Raw genomic sequence first — 13884 nt, 5'->3', positions numbered from 1 at the left:
TCGGGGCTTGGTTTTTCGCGCGCCACGCACCAGCATTCTGAATTATGTCGCGCTCTTAGACGGAGACCCGCGCTCAGGAAGCCCCCAAATGGCTTTGCTGAGCATCGCCCCATTGCCTTGGGGATTGCCCGTACATCCGCTTGAACTCGCGACTGAATTGCGACGGGCTGACATAGCCCACATCCATCGCCGCCTCATTGACGGCCACACCGCTGGCGATCTTCATGGCCGCATTGCTCAGGCGCATGGACTTCACAAACTGGATCGGCGCCATGGTCGTGACCTGCTTGAACTTGCGGTGAAACACGGCCCGGCTCATGCCCGCGCGGGTCGCCATATCGTCAATCGAAATCGGCGCATCCAGATGCGAGGACACATGGGCAATCGACCGCGCAATCGCATTGCCAGCCCCAAAGGCCTGCCGCGCAAAAACACCCGCCTCCCCCTTCAATATCGCGTAATACAACTCCCGCAGCCGCGGCTCCCCCAGAACAGCCGTATCCGTTTGACTGCGCCCCAGTTCCAAGAGCCGTTGCAAAGCTTCGGTAAAGGCCACATCCCACGCCGCCAGCCGGATCCCCTGCGCCCGCATGTCGCCTTTCATTGGCGAAAGCAGCTCTCCGGCTGTTTCCATCTCCATCGACATTTCGGTCATCCGGCGCTGATCAAGCGCGATTAGAACACCGTAAAGCGGCCGCTCCGGCGACGCCATCGGGGTGCCTGCTTTCACCGGCATCGACATCGGGCAGCACAGGTATTGGCGCTTATCATAAAGGTATCTCTGGCCGTCCAGCACAGCCTCTTTCGCACCGCTGACGATGGCCACCACACAGGGTTCATAAACCGCTGGGACACATGGGATCTCACAAGTGGCACGAAACAGACGCACCCCGGCAATGCCGGTTTCCGTCAGCCCATCCCGCTCCGTGCGTGCCGCAATGAGGTGTTTGATCGCTTTTTGGCTCATGTGACCGATCTAACGCCGCTCAATCGGCCATGACAACCGCATTGAGACAATCAGGCAAGCATTCAAGACAAACACGCCTATTTGGGCCGCTAGACGAGAGTTATCTGCAACTTGAGGACACACATCGCATCAAGCGACTTGAAGCTTTAAGGAGACACATCATGCCCGACACCACTTTTGGCCCCCAAGGCTGGACACCGGAACGGCTCGGCCCGCAAACCGGCAAAACCTATGTGATCACCGGAGGCAATGCCGGTGTCGGGTTTCAGGCCTCCCGCATCCTTCTCTCCAAAGGCGCAAAGGTGGTGATGCTGAACCGCAACCCCGAGAAATCAACCGCCGCCATCAGCGCATTGAAGCAGGAGTTTGGCCCCACCGCCGATATCAGCTTTGTGCCCATGGACCTCTCTGAGCTTGCAAGCGTGCGCGCAGCCGCCAAGGAAATCCTGCAAACCGTGCCCCGGATCGACGCGCTGATCTGCAACGCAGCCATCGCACAGGTGCCGCGCCAAAAGCTGACCGTCGACGGTTTTGAAAGCCAGCTTGGCACCAATCACTTTGGCCATTTCGTGCTGTGCGGGATGCTGTTTGACCGGATCGAAAAGACCAAAGGACGGATCGTGGTGGTTTCAAGCCTTGGCTACAATATGGGCCTGAAAACGATCCAGTTTGACGATCTCAACTGGGACAAAAACTACAGCGCCAACCCTGCCTACAGCCAATCCAAGCTGGCACAGATGATGTTTGCTTATGAATTACAGGATCGCATTGCCACCGCTGGCAGATCGGTCGAAGTCTATGTGTGTCACCCCGGCTCCTCCGCCACCTCGCTGATCAGCACCAGCGGCGGTGTTTTGACCCGCGCGATCTGGTGGTTGATGACCAAATCCCCGATGGTTCAGACCGCGGAACAGGGCGCATTCCCCGAACTCATGTGCGCCACCGAACCAGACCTGCAACAGCGCGCGCTCTACGGCCCCACCGGTCGCATGGAATTTGTCGGCCCTGTCGGCAAAGGCACACTCAACGCCCATGCTTATGACAAACCTGTCATGGTCAAATTGTGGGACGTGTCGGAACAGGCGACGGGCTTTTCCTGGGTGTTGTAACCCCAAAGCCTCTCTGCAACGTATCAGGGCAGGAGACCAATCGTGGCGCCCTCCTGCCCGGCCAAGACGCAACGTTAGATTTGTTTGACACCGCAAAAGAGACCAGATGTGTGGCTCGATTTCGCACAGACCCCCGCTCCGACAGCGTCTCAAGGACAGGTAGTTAGACACCATGGCCGATCACATCCCTCCCCGTTCAAATGCGCAAAATCCTCCTGTCACAATCTCGGTCTATCGCCGCATCCTGCCCGGGCGTGAGGCGGCCTATGAGGAGTGGATCCGCGGCATTTCCGAAGTGGCCTCCCATTTTGAGGGCCAGCAAGGCATCAACATTCTGCGCCCCTCCGAGCAAACCGGCGGGCGTTATGTGGTGATCTACCGCTTTGACACCTACGAGCACGCCACCGCCTGGGAAAACTCCCCTGTGCGCACCGAGTGGATCGCCAAGCTGGAGGGGATCACCGACGGCGAACCCGACCGCGAAAGCGCCACGGGCCTTGAAGTCTGGTTTGACCTGCCCGAAGCCCCCCGCCCCGCGCAACCACCGCGCCACAAGATGGCGGTTGTCCTGATTGCCGTGATCTTTGCCCTTGTCTACGCGCTTCAGCTCTTGCTCGGCCCCGTCATGACAGGCCTGCCACGCTGGTCACAAACCCTGATCATCGTCACCATTCAGGTGCTCGCCATGACCTACCTGATCATGCCCGTGATCACCATGCTGCTTAAAGCCTGGCTGTTCCGCAAAAAGAGCTAGTCGCAAGGGCCGGAGCGGGTATTGCCCGCTCCATTTGCAATGTCTCTACGATAAGGTGCAGTGACCGACGAAGACCTTTACTTGGGGTTCAAGCGGAAGATCAGAGCTATGAATTGTAAGGCTCGCAGGAGGGGTTTGGGCATCATATCCATCTGGGTGCGGAAGAAATGGGGCTGTGTGAATTATTAAGGTGTAAACCTGTCCGACAATTGAAGTCGCGAATGCGAAGTTATTGATCGGTGACGATAGGTTTGGCACGAAGAGACCAGAAACTTTCGTGCCATTGATTTCAAGAGAAATCTCCGACTCTGAAACTGCATTGACGCCTATGTTAAACGGTTCTCCGCTGGGATCAGCTAATGCGCAACTGAAGTGCTGCTCTTGTCTCAGTTCGCCTTTTGCGTAAACGCTCCCGGCCAAAATCACCGTGTACAAGACAGCGGCCCAAAAAAGGACTTTGTAGCCTCTAAAATGCCAAATCCACATGACTTTGACCTATGCCTAGCGAATGCCTGATGCAAGCCGCGCGCGCGTAAAGTTTGGTCAACCAAGCCTAACCCCTATCCCCTTCCAACACCCTCAGAAAATCTTCCCCGGGTTCATAATCCCATCCGGGTCAATCGCGGCTTTCACTGCGGCCATCACATCGACCGTGCCGCCAAGCTCTTTGCGCAGGTAGGGCTTCTTGCCCTGCCCGATGCCATGCTCGCCCGTGCAGGTGCCGCCCATGGAAATCGCCAGATCATTGAGCCAGCTGACAAAGCCCTCCGCCTTGGCGACCTCCTCGGCATTCTCCATGTCAATGAGCGGCAGCGTGTGGAAATTGCCGTCGCCCACATGACCCACAATCGGGGCCAGCAGGCCAAGCTCTGCCGCTTTTTCAGAGGCCGCCGTGACACATTCCGCCAGCCGTGAAATCGGCACGCAGACATCGGTGGACACGCCTTTTGCGCCGGGGCGCAGCTGCAGCGAGGCCCAATACATATCGTGGCGCGCCTGCCAGAGCTTGGTGCGGTCCTCGGCCTTTGTGGTCCATTCAAAGCCTGTGCCGCCCATCTCCTCAGCGATGGCGCCAAACATCTCTGCCTGCTCGGCCACGCCAGTCTCTGAGCCGTGGAACTCCAAAAGCAACAGCGGCGTTTCCGGCAGATCGAGCTTGGAATAGGCATTGGCCGCCTTCACGCTCATCGCATCCAACAGCTCGATCCGCGCCACCGGAATGCCGTATTGAATGGTGGCCATCACCGCCTGACAGGCCGCATCCACGCTCTCAAACGAGCAGCGGGCGGAGGACATGGCTTCTGGAATGCCCTGCAATTTCAACGTGATCTCGGTGATGATGCCCAAGGTACCCTCTGCCCCCACCATCAGGCGCGTGAGGTCATAGCCTGCACTCGATTTCTTCGCCCGGGTGCCGGTGCGGATCACCTCACCTGACGGCAGCACCACCTCCAGCGCCAGAATATTGTCTTTCATCGTGCCATAGCGCACCGCATTGGTGCCGCTTGCACGGGTGGAGGCCATCCCGCCCAGCGAAGCATTGGCCCCCGGATCAATCGGGAAAAACAGGCCGCGGTCCCGCAGATGGGTGTTGAGCTGCTCGCGGGTCACACCGGGCTGCACCACGCAATCCAGATCCTGATCATTCACGGCGACGATCCGGCTCATCTCTGTGAGGTCGATGCACACGCCGCCCGCCGGCGCATTCACGTGCCCCTCAAGCGAGGTGCCCGTGCCATAGGCGATCACCGGCACCTTATGGGTGGCGCAGGTTTTCACAATGGCGGAGACCTGCTCAGTCGATTTGGCAAAGATCACCACATCCGGCGCTTGGTTGGGCAGCCAAGTGGTGGTGTGGCCATGTTGTTCGCGCATGGCTTGGCCGGTCTGAAAGGCCTCGCCGAACTGCTGCTTCAGCACCCCAAGCGCTGCCGCAATACCCGTCTCATTGCGCTCCAAAACCTCTGCGTTTGCCATGCCTCTCCCCTTTGCAGCTCGCACCGGGCCACAGGCAAACGCAGAGCCCTTTGCTCAGATGCGCTTATTCGCCATAGGCCACCCCTTCGCGGCGGTTGTCCGCCCCGCCCTGCAACCCATCACCAATTGCGATGGCATGCAAGCCAGAGTTCAGCCCACGCACATTCACCTCAAAGCCCATCTGCGTCAGAGGGGCCTCAAAATCAGCCGCCGAGGTGCCTTCTTCCACGTCATAGGTGCCAAAACGGTTCACCAGATGCGGCAGATCAATCGCCGCCTGCACATCCATTCCCCAATCCATATGGGCAATGATGGTCTTGGCCACATAGCCGATGATCCGGCTGCCGCCCGGGCTGCCAATCACCAACACTGGCTTGTCGTCTTTCAGCACAATCGTCGGCGCCATGGACGAACGCGGGCGTTTGCCCGGCTCAACACGGTTGGCCACCGGCACGCCGTCATTGTGGGAGCGGAAGGAGAAATCGGTCAGCTCATTGTTGAGCAGATAGCCCCGCGCCATCACCCGGCTGCCAAAGCCGTTCTCAATGGTGGTGGTCATCGACAATGCGTTGCCATAGCTGTCCACAATCGAGATGTGGGATGTGGAGGGCTGCCCAAAGGTCTGCCCGTCGCCCCAGTTCAGCGCATGGTCAAATTCCGGCGTGCCCGGAGCCACGCTTTCCAGCGCCTTGTCACCCGCGAGCAACTCTGCCCGCGCCGCCAGATAGTCTGGCGCCACCAGTCCCGCGGTGGGCACCGGCACAAAATCACTGTCCGCCATGTAACGCCCACGGTCGGCAAAGGCCAAACGCGAGGCATCCCCGATCAGCCGCCAGGCATCCGCACTCTCCGGCCCCATGCCCGCCATGTCATAAGACCCAACCAGCCCAAGGATCTGCCCCACGGTCAGCGCGCCCGAAGAGGGCGGCCCCATGCCACAGACATCATGGTCGCGATACTCCACACAGACCGCATCGCGCTCTTTCACCTGATAAAGCGCCATATCCACCGTGCTCAGCACACCGGGATTGTCAGCGCTGCGCACCGTCGCAACAATATCCGTGGCGATCTCGCCCGTATAAAACGGATCCGCGCCATGCTCCGCCATCAGGCGCAGGCTCTCTGCATAATCTGCGTTCTGCAAAACACTGCCTTCCGCCAGTGGCGCGCCACCGGGCAGGAAATAAGCCGCCGTGGTCGGATGGCTTGAGAGTCGCTCCGCGTCTTTGGCCACCGCGCCAGCAAGGCGTGGGGAAACCGCAAAGCCGTTTTCCGCATGGCCAATCGCGGCCTCAAGCAGGCCGGGCCAGGCGCTGCGCCCCCAGCGGCGATGCGCTTCTTCCATCAGCATCGGCGTGCCCGGCACCCCGACAGAGCGCCCACCAACCACCGCATCAAAGAACTTCATGCGCTCGCCGGTCTCATCCAGAAACAGCTTCGGTGTGGCCGCAATCGGCGCTTTCTCCCGCCCATCGAGCGTGGTCACCGTGCCGCTCTCAGCATCATACCAGACCAGAAACGCGCCGCCGCCAAGGCCAGAGCTTTGCGGCTCCACCAGCCCCAGCACCGATTGCACAGCCACCATGGCATCCGCCGCAGAGCCCCCGGCGCGCAGCACATCTGCGCCCGCCTCAACCGCCAGCGGATTGGCCGCCGCGACCATCCAATTTTCCGCCGATGTGGGGCTGCCTGCCTCCTTGGCCTGCTGCGCCGCCATCAAGGCTTCGGGGATTTGCCCGCCAAGCTGAGTCGCCCCCTCCGGCGCAATACTGTCCGCCGCCTCCTGCGCCAAACTCATGCTTGCCATCAGGCAAGCCACTGAAACACTTAATGAAAAACGCTTCATTCCACTCTCCCTAACTCGGAAACCAAAAGGCCAATTCTCGCTCTCAAAATCCCGAGCGATCCACCTAAGGACAGCTTAGGTCAGAGCGGCGGCATCACCAACAGCGGATAATCGCTGAGAACCTCATACTGCGCGCCCTCCGAGGTCAGATGCGAGCGATAGAGCTCAAATTCAGACACGGTGACTGGCCACATATCGTAATGCGCGCCGCGCGAAATCGCACCTTGGATTTTCTCCGGCGCATGCTGCCCATCGCGAAACCGGCTGAGCGTCACATGCGGACGAAAGCGGCGCTTCTCGATTTTCATGCCCACCCGCCGCGCGGCGCGGACCACATCGGCTTGCAACTCCATCAGCGCCGGATCGGGCGCCACCAACAGCGCCAGACAGCGGCTTTTCGCGCCGCCCACGATGTCGATGCCCTTGAGGGTCATCTCAAAGCCCGGCGCGCGGATCATCTCCAGCTCTTCATGCAGCATCTCAAGCTGCGCCACCGGCTGATCATCCAGAAAGGCCAGCGTCACATGCAAATTGGCCACAGGCACGGGGGTGCCAACGGCCAAACGGTCCTGCATATCCAGCAGGCGGTCTTCTTCAGGGCCATCCAGCGGTATGCCAACAAAGGCGCGCATGGGGTCAGGGCCGCCCGCTTACAGCATCGCTGGCACAACCAGATCCGGTGGGCGGTGGCCGTCGTCAAAGGTCTTGATATTGATCAGGACTTTCTCGCCCATCTCAATGCGCCCTTCCACGGTGGCCGAGCCCATATGCGGCATCAGCACCACATTAGGCACACCGCGCAGATCGGGATGCACCTCATGGCCATGCTCATACACGTCGAGCCCCGCACCGGCGAGATCGCCGTTCTTCAGCGCCCGCACCATGGCGTTCTCGTCAATCACTTCCCCACGGGAGGTGTTGATGATGACAGAGGAGGGCTTCATCAGCTTCAACCGACGCGCGTTCAGCAAATGGAAAGTCGATGGCGTATGCGGGCAATTCACGGAAATCACATCCATACGCGCCAGCATCTGATCGAGGCTCTCCCAATAGGTCGCCTCATATTGCTCTTCGATTTCAGGGCGCAGGCGGCGGCGGTTGTGATAGTGGATCTGCATGCCACAGGCATGCGCACGCCGCGCCACAGCCGTGCCGATGCGGCCCATGCCCAGAATGCCCAGCCGCTTGCCGCTCACCCGGCCACCCAGCAGCGTGGTGGGGGCCCAGCCGTCCCACGCACCCGACTGCATGCGCTGCACACCTTCGCTCACGCGGCGGGTCACACCAAGGATCAGCGCCAGCGCCATATCCGCCGTGTCATCCGCCGACACACCCGGCGTGTTGGAGACCAGAACACCACGCTGACGGGCCGAGGCCACATCAATGTGGTCCACCCCCGCGCCATAGTTGGCAATCAGCTTTAGCCGCTCGCCGGACTGCGCAATCATATTTGCGTCGATCTTGTCGCTCAGCGTTGGCACAAGTACATCCGCGTCCTTCATGGCCGCCGCCAGTTCCTCGCGGCTCATCGGGGCGTCATCCTCCCGCAACCGCACATCAAACAGCTCCGACAGCCGTGTCTCAACCGCTTCTGGCAGACGTCGCGTTACGACAACACTCAGACGTTGCTTTGGCATTCGATGCCTCCCAATGCTTTCCAAATCAGCCTGTTGATGTCACAGTGCAACACAGGCCAGCGGGGCACAAGAACCCCTCCGCACCTTCAATGCAGAAAATAACAGGCAAAATGTTCACCTTGGGTCGAAAATCTCTTGTGAGCTTGGCCGCAGCTTTGCTGTTGGCGCTCACAAATTCCGTTGCGGCAGAAGTACAAGCCGACCAAAAGCGCGGGCCGGTGACCAACCTGCCTTTGCCGCGCTATGTGTCTTTGAAAGCCAGCAAGGCCAACGTGCGGCGCGGCCCCTCGCGCACGCACCGGATCGACTGGGTTTTCACCCGCAAATCCATGCCGCTTCAGATCACCGCCGAATATGGCCACTGGCGCCGCGTGCGCGACATCGAAGGCGCGGGCGGCTGGGTGCATTACTCGCTTCTGTCCGGCGTGCGCACTGTGATTGTCCAGAAAGACATGCTGCCGCTCGCCATCCGCCCGGAAGCCGAAACACAGGCCGCCGCGCATCTTGAGCTGGGCGTGATCGCGAAACTTGAAGAATGCAATCCGGACTGGTGCCGCCTGAAGGCCGGCGGCTACAAAGGCTGGGTCCAGAAATCCGACCTTTGGGGCGTCTCAGCCGAGGAAATCCGCGACTGATCTGCCCGCTGTTGCGCTGCTGCATATGCCATCAATGAGGCCAAAGCGACGGGTGCTGCACTTTGGACCAGCGGCGGCTTGTCCGGCTGACTTCATGGCGGCGAAACCTATGCTCCAAAGCTTGCGGAGCAAGATAAACAATACAAACTTCACTACGCTATCGTATGTTCATTAACAGCTTGGCAGCAAAACCAATCAGGATGACGCCGGAGATTTGTCGGAACCTGTTATACCGCGTCTGCGTCATGAAACGGCTCCTGAAAAAATGCGCGAGCGTCGAATAGGTGCTGAGTGATAGAATGGACAGACCACAATAGGTCAGAATGAGAATGCTCGCTTGTGACGCCAATCCCCGCTCCGGGTTCAAAATCTGTGGGAACAGCGCCATATAGAACAGCAGTGCTTTGGGATTGGTGACTGCCAGTAGAAACGCCTCCAAAAAAAGGGCGCGAGCTGGAACCGTTACGTCAGTCTGAGAATTCAAAGACAGCGTTTCTTTCCTAATCAAGAGTTTGACGCCAAGCCAAGCCAGATACGCCACACCCACCCACTGGAAAAGGAACCAGAGCAAATCTGACGCCATCACAAAGGACGTGATGCCCGCTGCACAGATGGCTCCGCCTACGGCCAGGCCCAGCGCATTGCCAAGTATCGTGGGCGCAACCTGGAACATGCCCAACTGCATTGCGCGCCGCACCGTATTCAGGTTCGCCGGTCCCGGTGTAACGATGTTCACGGCGGAGATAGTCGCAAAAGATACCCAAAGTGCCCAGTTCATTATCGTTCTCAAATTTCTGCAGTCATTGGCATGCAAAAATAGAGCGTGAATGCAGAGATGTGCTTTCTGAAAAGAAAGCAGATGGATGGTTTTAGGCGTGAAATAGGAGGTACTTTCTGGTACCTGCATTTAAATGGAAGAAATTGTAGATGACCTTGATCGCTCTATTCTCAACGCGTTGGTAGATGATGCGCGCATCAGTTGGAAAGACCTTGCCGCTGATGTGGGGGTCTCTTCTCCAACGATCCGTGATCGGGTCCGGCGATTGCAGGACAGAGGTATTGTACAAGGGTTCTCAGTTGAAGTTGCACCGGCAGCCCTAGGGTATGCTCTTGAAGCTGTCGTCAGATTTCGACCGTTGCCGGGAAAGCGCCATATGCTTGAGCAACAGATTCAGGATACGGATCGGATCGTGCAGTGCGATAAGGTTACGGGTGAGGACGGGTTTGTGGCCCGCGTGCTGTTGAAAGATATTGGTGAACTGGATCCACTTCTTGAAACCTTCGGGCGGATGGCAACAACCAATACTTCGATTGTAAAATCCAGCCCCGTCAGAATGCGGCCCCCACCGTTTTAGAGCCGAAGCAGGCATTGGCGACCAGCGTAGCAAATTGGCGCTTTGTCCCACGCACCTACCTTCGCAACCACCAAACCAAACACCGCCGCCTGACGGCCTAAAAAAGCCTCCCGTCGAGCGCCACACTTCCATGACGCTCAACAGGCACTCATTGCGCGCGCTTACTGCGCCGCCTCTGCCGCTGCGCGGATGGCGCGGATGTTGTCGCCGTAGACCTGCGCCTGATCGACAGAGCCGCCTTTGAACACGGCAGAGCCTGCCACCAGCACATCGGCACCGGCCGCGGCCACCAGAGGCGCGGTTTCCGTGGTCACGCCGCCGTCGATCTGAATGTGGATCTCGCGATCCCCGATCATCTCGCGGCAGCGGCGTGTTTTCTCGACGCCGGAGTGGATGAACTTCTGCCCGCCAAAACCGGGGTTCACGGTCATGATCAGCACCATATCCACCAGATCCATCACATGCTCGATGCTCTCCAGCGGCGTGCCGGGGTTGAGGCTCACACCGGCCTTCACCCCCTGCGCTTTGATCGCCTGCAACGTGCGGTGAATATGCGGACCTGCCTCCACATGGGCGGTGATCATATCGGCACCGGCCTCGGCATAGGCCTCGATATAAGGGTCCACCGGCGCGATCATCAGATGCACATCCATGAAGGTTTTGACATGCGGACGGAACGCTTTCACGGCGGGCGGGCCAAACGTCAGGTTCGGCACAAAATGGCCATCCATCACATCCACATGCACCCAATCCGCGCCCTGATCCTCAATCGCGCGGATCTCCGCGCCAAAGTTGGCAAAATCCGCTGACAGGATGGATGGGGCGATCTTAATCTTGCGATCAAAGCTCATATCTGGCTCCTCTCCGGCCACGCCGGGATCTGAAGGGCTGCGGGGTCAGGCGTGTTGTCAGACCGCGCAAAATGGCGACATCGCCCCTTCTGAGGGCGATTCGAAACTGGCGGCAAAATGGCGAGACAGAGGGCAAATTTCAATCGAATTGGCATCTGCGCCGCAAAGTTCACAATCCGCCTAATTTTTCATCTTAGGTTTTCAGTTAGCGCAAAAATTGCACGCACCACACAAATGCGCTCAAAAATCGGGCAGTCTCACTTTCCGCCCGGCGCAACCGATGCGAGTCAAAGGCAAATTCCCTGCCGAAAGACCGGAGAGTGCCATCACCGCGCTGACACCCATATCACGCCCAGAGCCCGCCCTGCCGCCCACGCAGCAGCAGCCGCGCGCGCAAGGCAGTGCCGACATCCGCAGCAAACTGCGCGAAGGCAGCTCCGTTCTGGATGATCTGCGCCTGTCCGGCTCCAGCCGCGTCCTGTTTCCACACGCCAATTACGCACGCGGCCGCACCAAGGCGCTTCAGGCGGTTCTGCTCAACACCGCAGGCGGCATCACCGGAGGCGACCGTTTTTCCGTTGCCGCCGCCGCAGGCACGGGCAGCCATCTCACCGTGACCACCCAGGCCGCAGAGCGGGCGTATCGCAGCATCGACGCAAAGCCCGGCCAGCTGGACAGCACGCTCACCCTGTCTGAGAACAGCCAACTCGATTGGCTGCCACAGGAAACCATCCTGTTTGACGGTGCTTCAATTTCCCGCAACCTGACCGTCGACATGCATGAAACCGCGCGTTTCCTGATGGTGGAGCCGCTGATCTTCGGCCGCACCGCCATGGGCGAAACCGTGCGCAAAGCCGACATCTTTGACCGCATCACCTTGACCCGTGGAGAGAAGCTGCTGTTTGCAGACCGGATCAAACTCAGCGGCAATATTCAGGCGCAGCTTGACCGCCCCACCATCGCAGGCGGTGCCCGCGCCATGGCCACGCTTTTGCTGGTCGCTCCGGATGCGGCCCGCCATCTGGACGCCCTGCGCGCCCTGCTGCCCGCCACGGCAGGGGCCAGCGTGATCCGCGACGGCCTCCTCTTTGCGCGCATTCTGGCCGAAGACGGCCACGCCCTGCGCCAATCCCTCATTCCCGCGCTCACGCTTCTGCACGGCGCTGATATTCCCCGAACATGGATGCTCTGACCACATGCAACTGACTCCCCGCGAAAAGGACAAACTGCTGATCGCCATGGCGGCCGAGGTCGCCCGCAAGCGCCTCGCGCGCGGCGTAAAGCTGAACCACCCAGAGGCCATTGCCCTGATCACCGACGCCGTTGTCGAAGGCGCACGGGACGGCCGCTCCGTGGCCGACCTCATGCAATCCGGCGCGCAGGTCATCACGCGTGAGCAGTGCATGGAGGGCATCCCCGAGATGATCCATGAGGTGCAGGTGGAGGCCACTTTCCCCGATGGCACCAAGCTCGTCACCGTCCACAATCCGATCCGCTGACCAAAACAGAAAGACCCATCATGCAACGTTTTGCCGTCACCGCCCTCGCTGCCGCAAGCGCATCACCTGCTGTCGCCCATTCTGGCGCACACCTGCATCCCCATGCGGACCACCCGATCTGGCTGCCCCTGCTTCTGGGATCCCTCGCTGTTGGCGCGTTTGGCCTTTTCATGTGGAAGAAAAAATGATCCCCGGCGAACTGATCCCCGCAGAGGGCGAACTCACCCTGAACGAACACGCCGAAGTCACCACCCTCATGGTGGCCAACACCGGCGACCGCCCCATTCAGGTGGGCAGCCACTACCACTTTGCCGAAACCAATCCGGCTCTGGAATTTGACCGCGCCGCCGCCCACGGCCTGCGTCTGGACATCGCCGCCGGCACCGCCGTGCGCTTTGAGCCGGGCCAACGCCGCGAAGTGAACCTCATCCCGGTTTCAGGCGCCCGCCGCATTTACGGATTTAATCAGAAAGTCATGGGGCCCCTCTCATGACATAACCCCAAGGAGATTTTGATGCAGACACTTGCCATGGGCTCTATCACGGCCTCACTGAACGGGTTTATCTTCATGTCGCGCATGATGGAGCGCAACATGCGCACCTCTCATGCCATGACCAAGGCCATGATGACCTCCATGGGCCTGCGCCGCCCGGATTCCGTCTCAGAGGTGTCTGCACCTTTCGCCGCACCGCCTGCCGCCGAGGTGGCCAAGCCGGTCCCGGTGACCAAACCTGCCGCCAAACGCCCGCCCCGCCGCAAAGCCAGCACCGCGACCAAACCCAAAGCGAAGACCACCCGCCCAGCATCACGCGCAGCCGCCAAGCCCGCGCCCACGGAGCCGAGCTTCAAAACAACCAGCGCCAATGTCGCGACATCACCTGCGCCAAAACTCGCCAAGACCGCCGCGCCGGAAACACCAAAGGCCAAGCCCGCGCCAAAAGCCAAGCCCGCCACCAAGACGGCGAAGACCGCAAACCCGCCTACTGCCAAGGCCGCCACAACCAAACCTGCAGCCGCCAAAGCTGTCGCCAAACCAACGGTGGCCAAAACCGCAGAGCCCAAAACAGCCGCGCCCAAGGCCAAACCCGCACCCGCGGCCAAAACCGCAACGCCCAGCGCCGAGCCTTCAGCGACACAGGCACAGCCACCAGCGCCGACGCGCAAACCCAAACGCCAGCCTTCCAAGCCTCCGACCATGCCGCAGGCTTCAAAACCCAAAAAGTAATCCAGAGACGGGTCCCGCCCGTCCTCTGC

At 60.0% G+C, this 13884-nt stretch carries 16 protein-coding genes; 9 read left to right on the top strand and 7 right to left on the bottom strand.

Annotation, left to right across the window (positions count from 1 at the left end; translation table 11 throughout):
* Positions 1–73: 73 nt before the first annotated feature.
* Positions 74–967: an AraC family transcriptional regulator gene (locus J7412_RS03645; RefSeq protein WP_209077170.1), complete on the bottom strand. Its 894-nt coding sequence runs from the start codon at positions 965–967 to the stop codon at positions 74–76.
* A 161-nt stretch (positions 968–1128) separates the two neighbouring features.
* On the opposite strand from J7412_RS03645, the gene J7412_RS03640 reads away from it, so the two are divergent.
* Positions 1129–2076 (top strand): oxidoreductase, encoded by a 948-nt coding sequence (locus tag J7412_RS03640; RefSeq protein ID WP_209077169.1) that lies wholly within the window; start codon positions 1129–1131, stop codon positions 2074–2076.
* Between the two features lie 172 nt (positions 2077–2248).
* The gene (locus tag J7412_RS03635) at positions 2249–2830 is read left to right on the top strand and encodes an antibiotic biosynthesis monooxygenase (protein WP_209077168.1); all 582 of its coding nucleotides are present in this window, start codon (positions 2249–2251) and stop codon (positions 2828–2830) included.
* A gap of 579 nt (positions 2831–3409) precedes the next feature.
* Here J7412_RS03635 and J7412_RS03630 read toward each other — a convergent pair.
* From J7412_RS03630 to J7412_RS03615, 4 genes are all read right to left on the bottom strand, one after another.
* Complete coding sequence (locus J7412_RS03630; RefSeq protein WP_209077167.1) at positions 3410–4807, bottom strand: FAD-linked oxidase C-terminal domain-containing protein; 1398 nt, start codon at positions 4805–4807, stop codon at positions 3410–3412.
* Positions 4808–4871: 64 nt separating this feature from the next.
* Positions 4872–6653 carry a gamma-glutamyltransferase gene (gene ggt / locus J7412_RS03625; protein WP_209077166.1) on the bottom strand — a complete coding sequence of 594 codons (1782 nt, stop codon included), beginning with the start codon at positions 6651–6653 and terminating at the stop codon, positions 4872–4874.
* Between the two features lie 80 nt (positions 6654–6733).
* Positions 6734–7285: an RNA 2',3'-cyclic phosphodiesterase gene (thpR, locus tag J7412_RS03620; protein ID WP_209077165.1), complete on the bottom strand. Its 552-nt coding sequence runs from the start codon at positions 7283–7285 to the stop codon at positions 6734–6736.
* 18 nt (positions 7286–7303) lie between these two features.
* Entirely contained in the window at positions 7304–8290 is a 987-nt protein-coding gene (locus tag J7412_RS03615) for a D-glycerate dehydrogenase (protein WP_209077164.1), read from the bottom strand.
* A gap of 110 nt (positions 8291–8400) precedes the next feature.
* Between J7412_RS03615 and J7412_RS03610 the strand changes: the two genes are divergently transcribed.
* Entirely contained in the window at positions 8401–8925 is a 525-nt protein-coding gene (locus J7412_RS03610) for an SH3 domain-containing protein (RefSeq protein WP_209060255.1), read from the top strand.
* A 157-nt stretch (positions 8926–9082) separates the two neighbouring features.
* Here J7412_RS03610 and J7412_RS03605 read toward each other — a convergent pair whose 3' ends face one another.
* Positions 9083–9703 (bottom strand): LysE family translocator, encoded by a 621-nt coding sequence (locus tag J7412_RS03605; protein WP_209077163.1) that lies wholly within the window; start codon positions 9701–9703, stop codon positions 9083–9085.
* A 133-nt stretch (positions 9704–9836) separates the two neighbouring features.
* Between J7412_RS03605 and J7412_RS03600 the strand changes: the two genes are divergently transcribed.
* Positions 9837–10280 carry an Lrp/AsnC family transcriptional regulator gene (locus J7412_RS03600; protein ID WP_209077162.1) on the top strand — a complete coding sequence of 148 codons (444 nt, stop codon included), beginning with the start codon at positions 9837–9839 and terminating at the stop codon, positions 10278–10280.
* Positions 10281–10441: 161 nt separating this feature from the next.
* Here the strand turns inward: J7412_RS03600 and rpe are convergent, their stop codons facing one another.
* Positions 10442–11131, bottom strand: a complete 690-nt coding sequence (gene rpe / locus J7412_RS03595) for a ribulose-phosphate 3-epimerase (RefSeq protein WP_209077161.1) — start codon at positions 11129–11131, stop codon at positions 10442–10444.
* 280 nt (positions 11132–11411) lie between these two features.
* Between rpe and J7412_RS03590 the strand changes: the two genes are divergently transcribed.
* The 5 genes from J7412_RS03590 to J7412_RS03570 are packed head-to-tail and all read left to right on the top strand — an operon-like array spanning position 11412 to position 13855.
* A complete protein-coding gene (locus tag J7412_RS03590; protein ID WP_209077160.1) occupies positions 11412–12323 on the top strand; it encodes an urease accessory protein UreD in 912 nt (303 codons plus the stop codon).
* Positions 12324–12327: 4 nt separating this feature from the next.
* A complete protein-coding gene (locus J7412_RS03585) occupies positions 12328–12630 on the top strand; it encodes an urease subunit gamma (RefSeq protein WP_209077157.1) in 303 nt (100 codons plus the stop codon).
* Positions 12631–12650: 20 nt separating this feature from the next.
* Entirely contained in the window at positions 12651–12818 is a 168-nt protein-coding gene (locus J7412_RS03580; protein ID WP_209077155.1) for a peptidase M23, read from the top strand.
* Complete coding sequence (locus tag J7412_RS03575) at positions 12815–13123, top strand: urease subunit beta (protein WP_209059558.1); 309 nt, start codon at positions 12815–12817, stop codon at positions 13121–13123. The genes J7412_RS03580 and J7412_RS03575 overlap by 4 nt, the downstream gene beginning before the upstream one ends.
* Positions 13124–13144: 21 nt before the next feature.
* Complete coding sequence (locus J7412_RS03570) at positions 13145–13855, top strand: hypothetical protein (RefSeq protein ID WP_209077153.1); 711 nt, start codon at positions 13145–13147, stop codon at positions 13853–13855.
* Positions 13856–13884 lie beyond the last annotated feature (29 nt).

The sequence above is a fragment of the Shimia sp. R9_3 genome, from assembly GCF_017743755.1.
Taxonomy (GTDB): domain Bacteria; phylum Pseudomonadota; class Alphaproteobacteria; order Rhodobacterales; family Rhodobacteraceae; genus Shimia.
Note: the sequence above shows the minus strand (reverse complement) of the source record. Positions and strands in the feature narration are given on the sequence as shown.